Origin of the sequence: Pseudomonas sp. BS3767, assembly GCF_900099665.1 — a bacterium.
GTDB classification, from domain to species: Bacteria; Pseudomonadota; Gammaproteobacteria; order Pseudomonadales; family Pseudomonadaceae; genus Aquipseudomonas; species Aquipseudomonas cerasi.
The window spans coordinates 602,818-618,744 of record NZ_FNCX01000003.1 but is presented as its reverse complement, the minus strand read 5'-3'; the positions used below and the strand labels follow the sequence as shown (position 1 = coordinate 618,744).

16 protein-coding genes are annotated in these 15,927 nt (G+C 58.0%); 1 reads left to right on the top strand and 15 read right to left on the bottom strand.

The window, feature by feature from the left end:
* Positions 1 to 55: 55 nt before the first annotated feature.
* From rnhB to rpsB, 15 genes are all read right to left on the bottom strand, one after another.
* A complete protein-coding gene (rnhB, locus tag BLR16_RS11930; protein WP_003433370.1) occupies positions 56 to 709 on the bottom strand; it encodes a ribonuclease HII in 654 nt (217 codons plus the stop codon).
* 11 nt (positions 710 to 720) lie between these two features.
* Positions 721 to 1,863, bottom strand: coding sequence for a lipid-A-disaccharide synthase (gene lpxB / locus BLR16_RS11925; protein ID WP_072365689.1), 1,143 nt, complete (start codon positions 1,861 to 1,863; stop codon positions 721 to 723).
* 2 nt (positions 1,864 to 1,865) lie between these two features.
* Positions 1,866 to 2,642: an acyl-ACP--UDP-N-acetylglucosamine O-acyltransferase gene (gene lpxA, locus BLR16_RS11920; protein WP_003364836.1), complete on the bottom strand. Its 777-nt coding sequence runs from the start codon at positions 2,640 to 2,642 to the stop codon at positions 1,866 to 1,868.
* Positions 2,639 to 3,079, bottom strand: coding sequence for a 3-hydroxyacyl-ACP dehydratase FabZ (gene fabZ, locus BLR16_RS11915; protein WP_002554719.1), 441 nt, complete (start codon positions 3,077 to 3,079; stop codon positions 2,639 to 2,641). Before fabZ ends, lpxA begins: the two co-directional genes overlap by 4 nt.
* A 109-nt stretch (positions 3,080 to 3,188) precedes the next feature.
* Positions 3,189 to 4,244, bottom strand: a complete 1,056-nt coding sequence (lpxD, locus tag BLR16_RS11910) for a UDP-3-O-(3-hydroxymyristoyl)glucosamine N-acyltransferase (RefSeq protein WP_003433373.1) — start codon at positions 4,242 to 4,244, stop codon at positions 3,189 to 3,191.
* A 2-nt stretch (positions 4,245 to 4,246) separates the two neighbouring features.
* The gene (locus BLR16_RS11905; protein ID WP_003364839.1) at positions 4,247 to 4,750 is read right to left on the bottom strand and encodes an OmpH/Skp family outer membrane protein; all 504 of its coding nucleotides are present in this window, start codon (positions 4,748 to 4,750) and stop codon (positions 4,247 to 4,249) included.
* A 45-nt stretch (positions 4,751 to 4,795) separates the two neighbouring features.
* Entirely contained in the window at positions 4,796 to 7,171 is a 2,376-nt protein-coding gene (gene bamA / locus BLR16_RS11900) for an outer membrane protein assembly factor BamA (protein ID WP_054080755.1), read from the bottom strand.
* A gap of 74 nt (positions 7,172 to 7,245) precedes the next feature.
* A complete protein-coding gene (rseP, locus tag BLR16_RS11895; RefSeq protein WP_003364845.1) occupies positions 7,246 to 8,598 on the bottom strand; it encodes a sigma E protease regulator RseP in 1,353 nt (450 codons plus the stop codon).
* A 117-nt stretch (positions 8,599 to 8,715) separates the two neighbouring features.
* Entirely contained in the window at positions 8,716 to 9,906 is a 1,191-nt protein-coding gene (gene ispC / locus BLR16_RS11890) for a 1-deoxy-D-xylulose-5-phosphate reductoisomerase (protein ID WP_074805497.1), read from the bottom strand.
* Complete coding sequence (locus BLR16_RS11885; protein WP_003415535.1) at positions 9,903 to 10,718, bottom strand: phosphatidate cytidylyltransferase; 816 nt, start codon at positions 10,716 to 10,718, stop codon at positions 9,903 to 9,905. The genes ispC and BLR16_RS11885 overlap by 4 nt, the downstream gene beginning before the upstream one ends.
* A complete protein-coding gene (gene uppS, locus BLR16_RS11880; RefSeq protein ID WP_024661502.1) occupies positions 10,718 to 11,473 on the bottom strand; it encodes a polyprenyl diphosphate synthase in 756 nt (251 codons plus the stop codon). The genes BLR16_RS11885 and uppS overlap by 1 nt, the downstream gene beginning before the upstream one ends.
* Positions 11,474 to 11,489: 16 nt before the next feature.
* Complete coding sequence (gene frr, locus BLR16_RS11875) at positions 11,490 to 12,047, bottom strand: ribosome recycling factor (protein ID WP_003433381.1); 558 nt, start codon at positions 12,045 to 12,047, stop codon at positions 11,490 to 11,492.
* Complete coding sequence (gene pyrH, locus BLR16_RS11870) at positions 12,047 to 12,787, bottom strand: UMP kinase (protein WP_003364856.1); 741 nt, start codon at positions 12,785 to 12,787, stop codon at positions 12,047 to 12,049. Before pyrH ends, frr begins: the two co-directional genes overlap by 1 nt.
* Before the next feature lie 205 nt (positions 12,788 to 12,992).
* Positions 12,993 to 13,856, bottom strand: coding sequence for a translation elongation factor Ts (gene tsf / locus BLR16_RS11865; RefSeq protein ID WP_003364858.1), 864 nt, complete (start codon positions 13,854 to 13,856; stop codon positions 12,993 to 12,995).
* 190 nt (positions 13,857 to 14,046) lie between these two features.
* Positions 14,047 to 14,790, bottom strand: coding sequence for a 30S ribosomal protein S2 (rpsB, locus tag BLR16_RS11860; RefSeq protein WP_003314293.1), 744 nt, complete (start codon positions 14,788 to 14,790; stop codon positions 14,047 to 14,049).
* A gap of 313 nt (positions 14,791 to 15,103) precedes the next feature.
* Here rpsB and map point away from each other — a divergent pair, with 313 nt between their 5' ends.
* Positions 15,104 to 15,886 carry a type I methionyl aminopeptidase gene (map, locus tag BLR16_RS11855; RefSeq protein WP_003391089.1) on the top strand — a complete coding sequence of 261 codons (783 nt, stop codon included), beginning with the start codon at positions 15,104 to 15,106 and terminating at the stop codon, positions 15,884 to 15,886.
* Positions 15,887 to 15,927 lie beyond the last annotated feature (41 nt).

Here is a 15,927-nt window from a genome sequence, read left to right as displayed (position 1 = left end):
AACGCGAAAATACAAAAAACGAAGGGCAGGATTGTAGCTGGCCCGGAGTGAAACGTCAGTCCTGCAGCAAACCGGCTGACAACGGAAGCGAGCCGCCGAGCATTAGCGTGGCGCGCGCTTCATGGGCTGCACGCACCGGAGCGAAAGAACGCCGATGAATGGGCGTAGGCCCAAGCCGGGCCAGTGCTTCCAGATGCACCGGCGTAGGATAACCCTTGTGCCCACCGATGCCATAACCCGGATAGATGAGTTCAAACGCCGCCATTTCCCGGTCCCGGCTTACCTTGGCGAGAATCGATGCGGCGGCGATGGCGGGTACCTTGGAGTCACCCTTTACCACCGGCGCCGAAGGCACCGACAACTGCGGGCAGCGGTTGCCGTCGATAAGCGCCAGTCTGGGCGTGATACTCAACCCTTCGACGGCGCGCTGCATGGCCAGCATCGTGGCGTGCAGGATATTCAACTGGTCGATCTCTTCGACTTCAGCCCTGGCGATGAACCAGCACAGGGCTTTCTCCTGAATTTCGACGTAGAGCTTTTCGCGCCTGGCTTCGGTCAGTTTCTTCGAGTCATTGAGACCGCGAATGGGCCTGGCCGGATCGAGAATGACGGCGGCGGTTACCACTGCACCGCACAGCGGACCGCGACCCACTTCATCGACACCCGCCACCAGGTCCTCGACGAGGGTAAAATCCAGACCTGTTTGCATCATGGGCGACCTCACAGTGAAGGCGACCGTCCGAGCAGGCTCAATACCGCATCGGCGGCCTGATTGGACGCATCGCGGCGCAGAACCCGGTGAATAGCGTCAAAACCGGCGGTTTGCTCGCGACCGTCTTCGATCAATGGCAGCAGCGTACGCGCCAGGGCTTCTGGCGTAGCGTCGTCCTGCAGCAGTTCAGGCACCAGCAGACGCTGGGCCAGCAGGTTCGGCAGCGACACATAAGGGCTCTTGACCATTCGCTTGAGTATCCAGAAGGTCAGCGGCGCCAGGCGGTAGGCAACCACCATGGGACGCTTGTAAAGCAGCGCTTCCAGGGTCGCCGTGCCGGAGGCGATCAGTACCGCATCGCAGGCGGCCAGAGCAACGTGCGACTGGCCGTCGAGCAGCGTGACGGGCAAATCACGACCCTGCAGCAACTGTTCCACCTGAGCCCGCCGCTGCGGGCTGGCGCACGGCAGTACGAGGCGCAGGCCCGGGCGCCGGGCAAGCAACAGTTCGGCCGTGTCGAAAAACAATGCGCCCAGACGCCCCACTTCACCGCCCCGGCTGCCCGGCATCAATGCCACAACCGGCGTATCCTGCGCGAATCCCAGGCCAGCGCGAGCACCTGCACGATCGGACTCCAGGGGGATGGTGTCTGCCAGCGGATGCCCGACGAAGCGCACCGGTACGCCCTGCTCTTCGTAGAAACGCGCCTCGAACGGCAACAGGGTCAGCATCAGATCACAGCCTTCACGAATCTTCAGCACACGCTTCTGGCGCCAGGCCCAGACTGAGGGGCTGACGTAGTGCACGGTCTTGATGCCGGCGCGACGCAGCTGAAGTTCGATATTGAGCGTGAAATCAGGGGCGTCGATGCCGATGAAGACGTCCGGCTTTTCAGTGATCAGGGTCTGGACCAGCAGCTTGCGCCGGGCCAGCAGCTCGCGCAGTCGCCCGAGCACTTCAACCAGCCCCATCACCGACAGGCGCTCCATCGGGAAGAAGGACTGCATGCCTTCGGCTTCCATCAACGGACCACCGACACCAATGAAGCGGATATCGGGATGGCGCACCTTGAGGGCACGCATCAAACCGGATCCGAGGATATCGCCGGATGCTTCACCCGCGACCAGAGCGATACAGAGTGGACTGGTCATGATTAGCGAATGATGCCGCGAGTCGACGTCTGAATGGACTGAAGAAATATGGCCACTTCAGGAAACTGCGCCGCAGGCTCTGCCAGATCGGCCAGCGCCTGGCCGATGGTCAGCCCCTGGCGATAAACCGTCTTGTAGGCTCTGCGCAGCGCATGAATGGCTTCTTCGGAGAAACCCCGACGACGCATGCCCTCGAAGTTCATGCTGCGCGCCTCGGCCGGATTGCCAAACACCGTGACGAACGCAGGTACATCCTTGCCGATCGCAGTGCCCATGCCGGAGAAGCTGTGCGCACCGATATGGCAGAACTGATGGACCAGAGTAAAGCCCGACAGGATAGCCCAGTCATCCACGTGAACATGGCCTGCCAGGGCGGTGTTGTTGACCAGAATCACGTGGTTGCCGATCACGCTGTCGTGCCCGATATGGGCATAGGCCATAATCAGGTTGTGATCGCCCAGCGTGGTTTCGGCACGGTCCTGAACGGTCCCGCGGTGAATGGTCACGCCTTCGCGGATAACGTTGTGATCGCCGATGACAAGGCGGGTTTCCTCGCCCTTGTATTTCAGATCAGGCGTGTCTTCACCCACCGATGAAAACTGGTAGATACGGTTGTGCTTGCCGATTCTGGTTGGCCCCTTGAGGACAACGTGAGGACCGACAACTGTACCCTCGCCAATTTCCACACCGGGTCCGATGATCGACCAAGGGCCGACCTCAACATTGTCGGCCAGAACGGCCGTCGGATCGATGATTGCGCGAGGGTCAATCAAACTCATAGTTTGCGTTCCGCACAGATGATTTCAGCAGAGCAGACTGCCTTGCCATCAACGGTAGCCTTGCATTCGAACTTCCAGATCTGACGTTTGCTGCTCAGGAACTTCGCCTCGAGAACCAGTTGGTCGCCCGGCAGGACCGGCTGACGGAAACGCAGTTTGTCCGAGCCCACGAAATAATAGAGCGTGCCGTCGGAAGGCTTGGAGTCGAGCATCTTGAACGCAAGAATACCGGCAGCCTGCGCCATCGCTTCGATGATCAGCACGCCGGGCATGATGGGATGCTCGGGAAAGTGACCGTTGAAGAAAGGCTCATTGACGCTGACATTCTTGTAGGCGCGAATGTTCTTGTTCTCGATATCCAGCTCGGTCACGCGATCCACCAGCAGGAACGGGTAACGATGAGGCAGGTATTCGCGAATTTCTTTGATGTCCATCATTTCGAGGGGAAGCCTGTAGTAAAGATTAGGAGTGCGTCGCGACTGCGCAGCACCCCTCTACATCAAGGAGGCAGTTTATCGACTGAGCACGCTTGATATTAAAAAGGTATCAGCCATCAGATGAGCGATTATCAGCGCAGGTCACCGTCTCTATGGCCTTTTCAAGCTTTTGCAGACGTCGCGCCATATCATCGATTTTGCGCAGACGAGCTGCACTCTTGCGCCACTCGCCGGCCGGCTGCATGGCCGTACCGGACGAGTAGGAACCCGGCTCGGTAATGGAATGCGTCACCATCGTCATGCCGGTGATGAAAACACCATCACAAATCTCGATATGCCCCACCAGACCAACACCACCAGCAAGCATGCAATGCTTGCCGATTTTAGTGCTTCCGGAAATGCCGACACACGCGGCCATCGCCGTGTGGTCGCCAATCTGAACGTTGTGAGCAATCTGAATCTGGTTATCCAGTTTCACGCCATTGCCAATGCGTGTGTCAGCCAGTGCACCACGATCGATCGCCGTATTAACACCGATCTCGACGTCATCACCCACGGTGACGCCGCCGATTTGTGCGATTTTCTGCCAGACACCCTTTTCATTGGCAAAGCCGAAACCTTCACCGCCCAGCACAGCACCCGACTGAATGACCACACGCTTGCCGATGCGCACATCGTGATAAAGCGTCACACGGGGTGCCAGCCAGCCGCCTTCACCGATCTCGCAGCGAGCGCCGATGAAGCAGTGCGCACCGATGGTGACACCTGCCGCAATGCGCGCACCGCTCTCGATGACGGCAAAAGCGCCAATGCTGGCGGCAGGATCAACCAGTGCATCCTCGGCAATCAAGGCCGTCGGATGAACGCCTGCGCTGCTTTTGGGCTTGGGATCGAAAAAATGCGAAATACGGGCATAAGCCAGATAAGGATCCGGGACCAATAGCGCATCTCCGGTGTAGCTGTCGGCATCTGCGGGCTTGAGCAGCACGGCAGCAGCCTGGGCATCGACCAGGAATTGACGGTATTTGGATTTTGCCAGAAAACTGATTTGACCAGGGCCAGCCTCTTCTAAAGAGGCCAGCCCGGTGATGTCCTTGTCCTTGTCGCCACGTAACGTGGCACCAAGGAACTCGGCCAACTGACCGAGTTTGATGGTTATGCTCATGGTTACTTCAGCTGGTTCATGCGCTCGATGACCTGACGAGTCACGTCATACTGAGGCTTGACGTCGATCACCGCACCGCGCTCGAAAACCAGGTCGAAACCACCTTTCTTGATGACTTCTTCTACAGCCTGATCCAGCTTCGGCTTCAACTGCTTGAGCATTTCACGGTCAGCAACTGCCTTGGCTTCGTTCAGTTCCTTGGACTGGAACTGGAAGTCGCGGGCCTTTTGCTTGAATTCAAGCTCCAGACGCTCGCGCTCAGGCTGAGCCATCTTGTCGCCACCGCTGACCAGACGATCCTGGATACCCTTGGCGCTGCTTTCCAGACTTTTCAGCTTGGTCAGTTGCGGACCGAATTTTTTCTCGGCATCGACAGCGTATTTCTTCGCAGCGTCAGATTCCAGCAAGGCCATCTGATAGTTCAGTACCGCAATTTTCATGTCGGCGAATGCAGGGCTTGCGACCAGTACGGTTGCCAGCATTACCAGTTGAGTCAACTTACGCACAATACAACTCCTACAAAATTCGTTGCGTTATCAAAGATCAGACGCTTAGAAGGTCTGACCCAGGGAGAATTGGAAAACCTGCGTTTCGGCTTCGTCGTCCGGCTTCTTGATCGGCATCGCCAGAGCGAAGCTCAGCGGGCCGAGTGCGGTGATCCAGGTGACGCCGATACCCACAGAGCTGGCCATGCCGGAAAGGTCGATGTCGTTACATTCGACTTTCTTGCCTGACGAGCTTGTTCTGGTCGAGTCGCACTTGGTATCGAAGACATTACCCACGTCCCAGAACACAGACGTACGCAGCGAGCGCTGATCCTTGACGAATGGCAGCGGGAACATGACTTCTACACCACCCTGAACCAAGGCGTTACCGCCGAACGGCAGTGGATCCTGATCCGGGTCCGCCAATGTACCTGGCTTGGAACCATTACTAGGCGTACTGCGTGGACCAAGAGTGCTGTCCTTGAAGCCGCGTACCGAGTTGAAACCGCCCGCGTAGTAGTTCTCGTAGAACGGCAGACCCGAGGTCGAACCGTAGCCGTCACCGTAACCCAGCTCGGTGTGCAGACGCAGGGTGTAGTTATCGGTGATCGGGTGGAAGTACTGAGCACGGTAATCCAGCTTGAAGAACGACAGGTCGCTGCCCGGCAAGGTGGATTCGAACACCAGGCTTTGCGAGTGACCACGGGTCGCCAGCACGCCTTTGTTCAGAGTCGATTCAGACCAGCCAATCGAGCCCTTGAAGTTCAGGTACTTGTCGCCTTCTTTTTCGACAAAGTCGAAGATCTCGTCAACGGTGTACTTGCCGGTCTTGATCTCATCCTGCTGCACGGTCAGGCCGTAGGTCAGGCGCGAAGTCTCGCTGATCGGGTAGCCGAGGTTGATACCGGCACCCAGGCTGTCAACCGCATAGCTTGCAACATCAACGTCGAGGTCATCGTAGTTGGTGGTGCGGTAGAACGCGCTGTAACCCAGGCTGACACCGTCCGGCGTGTAGTACGGATCGACGTAGCTGAAGTTGTAACGGCTCTGGTATTCGCTGCGGGTCAGACCGATGCTGACCTTGTTACCAGTACCCAGGAAGTTGTTCTGGCTGATCGAACCACCGAGGATCAGACCGGCGCTTTGCGCGAAGCCGACGCTGGCGGTGATCGAACCGGATGCCTGCTCTTCAACGGCGTAGTTCACATCGACCTGATCGTCGGTGCCAGGAACAGGTGGCGTTTCGACGTTGACTTCCTTGAAGAAGCCCAGACGATCCAGACGGGTTTTCGACTGGTCGATCAGGTAGGTCGATGCCCAGCCGCCTTCCATCTGACGCATTTCGCGACGCAGCACTTCGTCTTCCGACTTGGTGTTGCCGCGATAGTTGATACGGTTGACGTAGGCACGCTTGCCCGGGTCGACGACAAAGGTGATATCGACCGTGTGGTCTTCGTTGTTCGGCGTCGGCACGCCGTTGACGTTGGCGAAAGTATAGCCTTCGTTACCCAGACGACGGGTGATCAGTTCGGACGTCGTGGTCATGACCTTGCGCGAGAAGACCTGGCCCGGCTGCACCAGCAACAGGGATTTGACCTGGTCTTCAGGGACCTTGAGGTCACCGCTCAGCTTGACCGACTTGACGCTGTACTTCTCGCCTTCGTTGATGTTGACCGTGATGTACACGTTCTTCTTGTCAGGCGTGATAGACACCTGGGTCGAGGCGATATCCATGTTGATATAGCCGCGATCGAGGTAGTACGAACGCAGACGCTCAAGGTCACCCGACAGCTTTTCACGGGCGTACTTGTCATCATTCTTGAAGAACGACAGCCAGTTGCTGGTCTTGAGCTCGAACAGGTCGGTCAGGTCTTCATCGGAGAAGACCGTGTTGCCCACCACGTTGATGTGTTGAATGGAGGCTACGGTGCCTTCATTGATGTTGATCTTCAGGCCTACGCGGTTGCGCGGCTGAGGAACGACCTCGGCGTCAACCTCGGCAGAGTAACGGCCCTGGGCAACGTATTGACGTTGCAGCTCGTTACGCACACCTTCGAGGGTTGCACGCTGGAAAATCTCACCTTCGGCCAGACCGGACTGTTTCAGCCCCTTCATCAGGTCCTCGGTGGAAATGGCCTTGTTACCCTCGATTTCGATACTCGCAACCGAAGGGCGCTCGACGACATTGATGACGAGCACGTTGCCGTCGCGACCCAGCTGGATATCTTGAAAGAAACCGGTTTTAAACAGCGAACGGGTAGCATCGACCAAACGACCATCGTCCGCCTGCTCGCCTACGTTCAGCGGCAATGCACCAAAGACACTGCCGGCGGATACCCGCTGCAGGCCGTTGACACGGATATCGGAGATGGTGAAGGACTCGGCGTGAACTTCAGCGATCATCAGTGCGGAAAGAACCGCAGTTAGCAGCAGACGTTTCATGAAGTCCTTTCTTATTCCAACTGGCAATAAACAAACTGCCGCAAAATGCGGCAGATTCGCAACTCGGCAACGCTTTACAGTCGGCCCAGATCGTTGACCAGCGCGAGCAACATTACGCCCACTACCAGACTGATACCGATCTGCGCCCCCCAACCTTGAACCTTTTCCGAAAGGGGACGACCACGCGCCCACTCGATCAGATAAAACAGCAAATGCCCCCCGTCCAGGACGGGAATGGGCAGCAGATTCAGAACACCCAGGCTAATACTCAGATAAGCGAGGAAGTTCAGAAAATCTCCGATGCCCGACTGGGCCGAAGCGCCCGCCACTTTAGCAATGGTTATCGGTCCACTCAAGTTTTTTACCGAGAGCTCGCCGAACAACATTTTCTTCAGCGAGTCCAAGGTCAGCACACTCATGTTCCAGGTGCGCTTCACACCCTCGGCCATCGCCGCGAAAGGCCCGTAACTGACCTCGCGCAGCATTTCCGGTGGCCAATCGACAGCTTTCACACCAGCACCGAGGTAACCCGCGGCAGCCTTGCCCTCGCCCTTGGCCGCGAGAGTCACCGGCACGTCCATTTGCACGCCGTCGCGCTCGATGCGCAGCGAAATCTTCGCCTCAGGACGCTCGCGTACCCGATCGACAACCTGTTGCCACTCATTGAGCGGCTGACCGTCCATCGAAACCAAACGATCACCTGTTTTAAGCCCCGCGCTCTGCGCGGGACCTTTCGGATCGATTTCTGCCAGCACCGGCAACAGCGCGGGACGCCACGGACGAATACCCAGCGACTTGATAGGATCAGGCTCTTCTGCGCCCCTCAGCCAGTCATTGAGTACCAGCTCACGGGAGGTGTCGACCGTAGAACCCTGATCCCTGACCTTCAAAGCGATAGTACCGCTTTCACCCAGACGACGGACCAGTTGCAGGTTGACCCCAGCCCAACCAGAAGTAGGCTCGCCATCGACAGCTACGATTTCCTGTCCAGCCGTCAGGCCAGCCTGCTGGGCGATACTTCCGGCCTCCACTGCGCCGATAACCGGACGCACCTGCTCACTGCCCATCATCGCCAGCACCCAGAAAAATGCGATGGCGAGAAGGAAGTTGGCTGTCGGGCCGGCGATCACGATGGCGATGCGCTGCCCTACTGTCTTGCGATTGAACGATTGGTCAGCGAGCTCGGGCGGAACATTACCCTCGCGCTCGTCGAGCATTTTCACATAGCCGCCCAGAGGGATGGCAGCCACCACGTATTCTGTGCCCTGACGGTCATGCCAGCGCAGCAGAGGCGTGCCGAAGCCTACTGAAAAACGCAGCACTTTGACGCCACAACGACGCGCCACCCAGAAGTGGCCGAATTCGTGGAAGGTCACCAGCACGCCCAGCGCAATCAGGGTGCCGAGAATCATGTATAAAGCGCTCATCAGTCTTCTCCGGGTACCGACTGGTCGGCCAGTGTGTTAATCATTGCAGGCCTTCAGGCCCGCCGTTGACGCACCACATCAACCCTTTCACTCACATCCTGACGGGTTTTCAGGTCGCTATCGCCCGTGCCTCTCAAGCCATTGGCCTGCCAGCAAACGCGCCTTCGCGTCAGCTGCGAACACCGCATCCAGCCCTTCGACCGCGGTGACAGGATCGTGATCGAGAACCTCCTCGATAATACCGGCGATTTCCAGGTAGCGGATACGCCCTTCGAGGAATGCCGCAACGGCCACTTCATTGGCCGCGTTGAGCATGGCAGGTGCACTGCCCCCAGCCTCCGCCGCCTGTCGGGCCAGCCGCAGACAAGGGAATCGTTCCTCGTCCGGCGCCTGAAAATCAAGCTGGCCGATACGAAACAGATCCAGTGGCGCAACGCCAGAGTCTACACGCGCAGGCCATGCCAGTGCATTGGCAATGGGGGTACGCATGTCGGGATTTCCCAACTGAGCCAGCACCGAGCCATCGACATAGTCGACCAGCGAGTGGATCACGCTTTGCGGGTGAATGACCACCTCGACCTGATCCGGACGCGCATCGAACAGCCAGCAGGCTTCGATCAGCTCGAGCCCCTTGTTCATCATGGTTGCCGAATCGACGGAGATCTTGCGCCCCATCGACCAGACCGGATGGGCACAGGCCTGCTCTGGAGTAACATTCTGCAACTGCTCCAGCGGCGTTTCGCGGAACGGTCCGCCCGAGGCAGTCAGCATGATCCGCCGGACACCGACGGCACCCAGCCCGCGGGCGAAGTCGCCGGGCAGGCACTGGAAGATCGCATTGTGCTCGCTGTCGATGGGCAAAAGCACAGCGCCATTTTGCCGAACAGCCTGCATGAACAGGGCGCCGGACATGACCAGCGCTTCCTTGTTGGCCAGCAATACCTTCTTGCCCGCTTCCACCGCAGCCAGCGTCGGACGCAAGCCGGCAGCCCCGACAATGGCGGCCATGACCGCATCGACCCGTGGGTCAGCGGCCACTTCGCACAAACCGCCCTCGCCGACCAGCACCCGGGTATCGAGCCCGGCAGCCGCCAGGTCATCCTGCAGTTTGCGGGCGACCACCTGATCAGGCACTACGGCGTATTGCGGCGTGTGCCTGATGCACAAGGCCAGCAGTTCGTTCAGACGGCTGAAGCCGGTGAGCGCGAACACTTGATAAAGCGTTGGATGACGGGCAACGACATCCAGAGTGCTCAGTCCGATGGAACCGGTTGCACCCAGAATGGTAATTTGTTGCGGCCCACTCACATGACACCCCAGTCAGCGGCCCAGAGCAGAACAGCAAATACCGGGATGGCCGCCGTGAGGCTGTCGATACGGTCCAGCACCCCGCCGTGGCCAGGCAACAGATTGCTGCTGTCCTTGACCCCGGACTGGCGCTTGAACATGCTTTCGGTCAGGTCGCCAATCACCGAGATGAATACGATCACCGCTGCGCCGAAGAGCGCCGCAATGAACTGCGCAACCGTCCAGTCGCGGGAAAAGCCCACTGCTGCCGTGATGCCCAGACTGACCACCAGACCGCCATATACGCCCTCCCAGCTCTTGCCAGGGCTCACCTTGGGCGCAAGCTTGCGCTTGCCAAAAGCCTTGCCGGAGAAATAAGCACCAATGTCGGCGGCCCAGACCAGCACCATTACCGACAGAATCAGCCAGTTACCCAGCGGCCATTGCTTGATCAGAACCAGACCCTGCCATGCAGGCAGCAGAATCAGAAGACCGATGACCAGCTTGCACGCTGCACTTGCCCAGTGACTGCTCGAGTCCGGATAGGTAAGGACCAGAAAGGTCGCAACGCCCCACCAGATGACTGCGGCAACCAGCACCCAGGGCTCCAGCCCCGGCAGCAGGTACATGAGAAAAAGCAGAACAGCGACCACAGCCGCATAGCCGATACGCATCGACTGTGCGGCAAAACCTGCGAGTCGTGCCCATTCCCAGGCACCCAAAACCACGACCACCCCGATAAACAGGGCGAAGTACATGCCGGTCAGCAGGAAAAACCCGCACAAGGCGATCGGCAGCAGAATGAGTGCCGTGATGATCCGTTGTTTCAGCATTAAGCCCGGGCTCCAGCTTCTACCTGTTCGCTGGTTTTACCGAAGCGACGTTGGCGAGAAGCGAAATCTGCCAGCGCAGCGCGCATGGCATCGTGTTTGAAGTCCGGCCAGAACAGGTCGGAGAAGTACAGCTCGGCGTAGGCCAGCTGCCAAAGCAGGAAGTTGCTGATGCGGTGCTCACCGCCGGTGCGGATGCACAGATCCGGCAACGGCAGGTCGCCGGTGGCCAGACAGGTCTGCAACAACTGGGGAGTAATGTCCTCCGGCTGCAGATGTCCGGCCTGAACCTCACGCGCCAGCCGCTGGGCGGCCTGCGCGATGTCCCACTGCCCACCGTAGTTGGCAGCGATCTGCAGCACGAAGCGGCTGTTGCCGGAGGTGCGCACTTCCGCCTCGCGCATGGCCGCCTGAAGTTCAGGGTGAAAGCGCGAGCGGTCGCCGATGATACGCAGGCTGATCTCGTTTTCGTTCAGGCGCTTGGTTTCACGGCGCAACGCCGTGAAAAACAGCTCCATCAGCGCACCCACCTCTTCGGCCGGGCGCTGCCAGTTTTCACTGGAAAACGCGAACAGTGTCAGCACTTCGACCCGGGCTTCAGCGCAGACCTCGATAACGGCCCGCACAGCATCGACACCCGCCTTGTGGCCTGCAACGCCTGGCAGCAGGCGCTTCTTGGCCCAGCGATTATTACCATCCATGATAATCGCGACATGGCGCGGCACCGAAGGCGTCACGGCCGGTTTTATCTTTTCCATGAAAGCGTCCGAAACCTTAAACAGCCATCAGATCGGCTTCTTTCTGCTTGACCGCAACTTCGATTTCCGCCACGAACTTGTCAGTCAGCTTCTGTATGTCGTCAGCCGCACGACGCTCTTCGTCTTCGCTGATTTCCTTCTCCTTGACCAGGTCTTTCAACTGGCTCAAGGCGTCACGGCGAATGTTACGGACGGCCACACGGGCATCTTCTGCGGCATCACGCGCCTGCTTGGTGAAGCCCTTACGGGTTTCTTCGGTCAGCGCCGGCATGGAGATCAGCAGCAACTCACCCAGGTTGGTCGGGTTGAAACCCAGACCGGAGCTCTGGATGGCCTTGTCGACAGCGGCCAGCATGTTGCGCTCGAACGCTACGACCTGAAGGGTACGCGAGTCCTTGACGGTGACGTTGGCCACCTGGCTGAGCGGGGTATCGGCACCGTAGTAAGGAACCATGACACCACCGAGGATGCTCGGATGCGCTTTGCCGGTACGGATACGGGTGAACGCATGGGTCAGCGATTCCAGACTCTTCTGCATGCGGGTCTGAGCGTCTTTCTTGATTTCGTTGATCATTATTGTGCTTCCTCGATCAGGGTCCCTTCAGCGCCACCATGGACGATATTCAGAAGAGCACCCGGCTTGTTCATGTTGAAGACGCGCAATGGCATCTTGTGATCGCGACACAGGCAGATTGCGGTCAGATCCATCACACCCAGCTTGCGATCCAGCACTTCATCGTAGGTCAGATGATCGAACTTCTCGGCATTCGGGTCCTTGAACGGATCTGCAGTGTAGACACCGTCCACCTTGGTGGCCTTGAGCACTACATCGGCGTCGATCTCGATCGCTCGCAGGCAGGCAGCCGAGTCGGTCGTAAAGAACGGATTACCAGTGCCGGCAGCAAAAATCACCACTTCCTTCGAGCTGAGATGGCGCATGGCCTTGCGGCGGTCGTAATGATCGGTCACGCCTACCATGGAAATGGCCGACATCACGATGGCGGTGATATTAGCGCGCTCCAGCGCATCGCGCATTGCCAGGGCGTTCATCACAGTGGCCAGCATGCCCATGTGATCGCCTGTCACCCGATCCATGCCCGCAGCACTCAAGGCCGCGCCACGAAACAGGTTGCCGCCGCCGATCACCAGACCGACCTGAACGCCGATACCGACCAGCTGGCCGACTTCCAGCGCCATGCGATCCAGCACCTTGGGATCGATGCCGAACTCTTCCGAGCCCATGAGGGCCTCACCGCTAAGCTTGAGTAGAATGCGTTTATAGCGAGCCTGATAACCACTGCCCTGCTGAGCCATTGCGAATCTCTCCTGCGGCGTTTTCTGAAAAAAATCTGTGCGGGCTATTTCAAGCCTGCGCTTACTTTAGCTTGACGCTTTGCGCGCGTCGGGAGAATGCAGCCTTGTGAGCACAATCTCCAAGGAAAATTTCCCTTTCTCTTTCGACAAAGAGGCCGCACGCGTGAGCGGGCAGCCTCTTTGGGGCGACAGTTGAAAAACCGTCTTACTGCTTGGCGGCAGCCAGTTGAGCAGCCACTTCGTCAGCGAAGTTATCAACTGGTTTCTCGATGCCGTCGCCTACTTTGAAGTAGGTGAAGGAAACGATTTCAGCGCCGGCTTTCTTGGCCAGATCACCGACCTTGACTTCCGGGTTCTTGACGAAGGCTTGCTCGACCAGGCTGGCTTCTGCCAGGAACTTGGTGATACGACCGCCAACCATTTTCTCAACGATGTCAGCCGGCTTGCCTTTGATCTTGTCTTCGTTCAGTTGCAGGAAGACATTCTTCTCGCGCTCGATCGCTTCAGCAGACACTTCCGAAGGGAACAGGAACTCAGGGTTGCTTGCCGCTACGTGCATGGCGATATCTTTGGCCAGCTCGACGTCGCCACCCTTGAGGGTAACAACTACGCCGATCTTGTTGCCGTGCAGGTAAGTACCTACAACATCACCTTCGATACGCTTCAGGCGACGGATGTTGACGTTTTCGCCAACCTTGCCGACCAGTACCAGGCGTGCAGCTTCCTGAGCTTCGATCAACGGAGCGGCATCAGTCATCTTGTCAGCGAAGGCTTTTTCGACGCTTGCAGCAACGAAAGCCTTGAAGTCGTCTTGCAGTGCCAGGAAGTCGGTCTGCGAGTTGACTTCGATGATGACAGCGGCTTTACCGTCGTCCTTGATGGCGATAGCGCCTTCAGCAGCCACGTTACCTGCTTTCTTGGCGGCCTTGATGGCGCCGGAAGCACGCATATCGTCGATTGCTTTTTCGATGTCGCCGCCAGCCTTGGTCAAGGCCTTTTTGCAATCCATCATGCCTTCGCCGGTACGCTCGCGCAGTTCTTTGACCAACGCTGCAGTAATCTCTGCCATTTCAAAATCCTCTTGGATAGGTCTTCAACCATTCCACCCGACAGGCCGGGCGTGCAATTCTTGAAAAATCAGGGTGGCAGCAACACATGACAGCGAGGTCATGGTTACAGACCGACAAATCATTTCCTAGGTGGCAAAAAGGGGGCTAAGCCCCCTTTTCGCGTACTGAGTAAACGCCAGGCGTTTGTACTCAGCCTTCTACAGCAGCTGCAGCTGGAGCTTCTTCGACGAAAACGTCGGTGCCGCCAGCAACATTGTTACGACCACGGATAACAGCATCAGCCATCGAACCCATGTACAGCTGGATGGCGCGGATTGCGTCATCGTTGCCCGGGATGATGTAGTCGACGCCTTCAGGGCTGCTGTTGGTATCGACGACGCCGATAACCGGGATGCCCAGCTTGTTGGCTTCGGTGATCGCGATGCGCTCGTGATCAACGTCGATGACGAACAGAGCGTCCGGCAGACCGCCCATGTCCTTGATACCACCCAGGCTGCGATCCAGTTTTTCCAGATCACGGGTACGCATCAGGGCTTCTTTCTTGGTCAGCTTGGCAAAAGTACCGTCTTCAGCCTGTACTTCCAGCTCACGCAGACGTTTGATCGACTGACGGATGGTCTTGAAGTTGGTCAGCATGCCGCCCAACCAGCGATGGTCGACGTACGGCGAACCGCAACGTGCTGCTTCTTCAGCAACGATCTTGCCAGCGGAACGCTTGGTGCCGACGAACAGAATCTTGTTTTTGCCCGAAGCCAGGCGCTCAACGAAAGTCAGAGCTTCGTTGAACATAGGCAGGGTTTTTTCAAGGTTGATGATGTGAATCTTGTTACGCGCGCCGAAAATGTACTTACCCATTTTCGGATTCCAGTAACGGGTCTGGTGGCCGAAGTGGCAACCAGCCTTCAGCATATCGCGCATATTGACTTGGGACATAAATAGTTCCTTGATAAGTCGGGTTAGGCCTCCACGTATCCCAATGACCAACCAATGGCATCTGCCAAGGGCACCCAGGTCATCGTGTCGACACGTGTGTGGGTTTGTGCTTCAAGGACGGACCTTGGAAAGCGGCGCATTTTATATCATAAAAGGGAAGAGAACGGAACTCCCATCAAGTGCTTGTTTTGCGGTGACTTTGCAGCTTCATGGACAGCCTATAGAAGGAAGCGATGATTACCCGGCACCGGCGGTCTGATAGAATTGCGCCTTTGCGCACCAACCGCGTGCCTGCCACGCCGAGAGAATTCGTATGACCATCACCCTCAAAACCCCGGAAGACATCGAAAAGATGCGCATCGCCGGTCGCCTGGCCGCCGATGTTCTGGAAATGATAGCGCCGCACGTCAAGCCCGGTGTGACCACCGAAGAGCTGGACCGCCTCTGCCACGACTATATCGTCAACGAACAGAAGGCGATCCCGGCCCCGCTGAACTACAAGGGCTTCCCCAAGTCGATCTGCACCTCGATCAACCAGGTGGTCTGCCACGGCATCCCGAGCGACAAGAAGCTGAAGGACGGTGACTCGCTGAACATCGACGTCACTGTCATCAAGGACGGCTACCATGGCGACACCAGCAGGATGTTCCATGTCGGCACCGTTCCGGTATGGGCCGAGCGCCTGTCGAAGGTGACTCAGGAGTGCCTGTACAAGGCCATCGAAATCGTCAAGCCCGGCACGCGCCTGGGGGACATCGGCGCCGTCATCCAGAAACACGCTGAAAAGAACGGTTTCTCCGTGGTTCGCGAGTTCTGTGGTCATGGCATCGGCAAGGTGTTTCATGAAGAGCCGCAGGTCATGCACTTTGGCGAGGCCGGAACCGGTATCGAACTGCAGGAAGGCATGACCTTCACCATCGAGCCGATGATCAACCAGGGGCGCCCTGAAACCAAGATCCTCGGCGATGGCTGGACGGCGATCACCAAGGACCGCAAGCTCTCGGCGCAATGGGAACACACGCTGCTGGTGACCGCCGACGGTTACGAAATCTTCACCTTGCGCAGCGACGACACCATTGCCCAAAAGGCTCCCTGACCCGAGTCTGCCCCGCTGAACCCAGGCCCGTCACTTGCACA

Excerpts from the sequence above, each read along its gene's own strand:
- frr (WP_003433381.1), bottom strand. The coding sequence starts at position 12,047 with ATGATCAACGAAATCAAGAAAGACGCTCAGACCCGCATGCAGAAGAGT.
- lpxB (WP_072365689.1), bottom strand. The coding sequence starts at position 1,863 with ATGACCAGTCCACTCTGTATCGCTCTGGTCGCGGGTGAAGCATCCGGC.
- bamA (WP_054080755.1), bottom strand. The coding sequence starts at position 7,171 with ATGAAACGTCTGCTGCTAACTGCGGTTCTTTCCGCACTGATGATCGCT.
- pyrH (WP_003364856.1), bottom strand. The coding sequence starts at position 12,787 with ATGGCTCAGCAGGGCAGTGGTTATCAGGCTCGCTATAAACGCATTCTA.
- rseP (WP_003364845.1), bottom strand. The coding sequence starts at position 8,598 with ATGAGCGCTTTATACATGATTCTCGGCACCCTGATTGCGCTGGGCGTG.
- lpxD (WP_003433373.1), bottom strand. The coding sequence starts at position 4,244 with ATGAGCATAACCATCAAACTCGGTCAGTTGGCCGAGTTCCTTGGTGCC.
- BLR16_RS11885 (WP_003415535.1), bottom strand. The coding sequence starts at position 10,718 with ATGCTGAAACAACGGATCATCACGGCACTCATTCTGCTGCCGATCGCC.
- rpsB (WP_003314293.1), bottom strand. The coding sequence starts at position 14,790 with ATGTCCCAAGTCAATATGCGCGATATGCTGAAGGCTGGTTGCCACTTC.
- fabZ (WP_002554719.1), bottom strand. The coding sequence starts at position 3,079 with ATGATGGACATCAAAGAAATTCGCGAATACCTGCCTCATCGTTACCCG.
- map (WP_003391089.1), top strand. The coding sequence starts at position 15,104 with ATGACCATCACCCTCAAAACCCCGGAAGACATCGAAAAGATGCGCATC.
- uppS (WP_024661502.1), bottom strand. The coding sequence starts at position 11,473 with ATGGAAAAGATAAAACCGGCCGTGACGCCTTCGGTGCCGCGCCATGTC.
- tsf (WP_003364858.1), bottom strand. The coding sequence starts at position 13,856 with ATGGCAGAGATTACTGCAGCGTTGGTCAAAGAACTGCGCGAGCGTACC.
- rnhB (WP_003433370.1), bottom strand. The coding sequence starts at position 709 with ATGCAAACAGGTCTGGATTTTACCCTCGTCGAGGACCTGGTGGCGGGT.
- lpxA (WP_003364836.1), bottom strand. The coding sequence starts at position 2,642 with ATGAGTTTGATTGACCCTCGCGCAATCATCGATCCGACGGCCGTTCTG.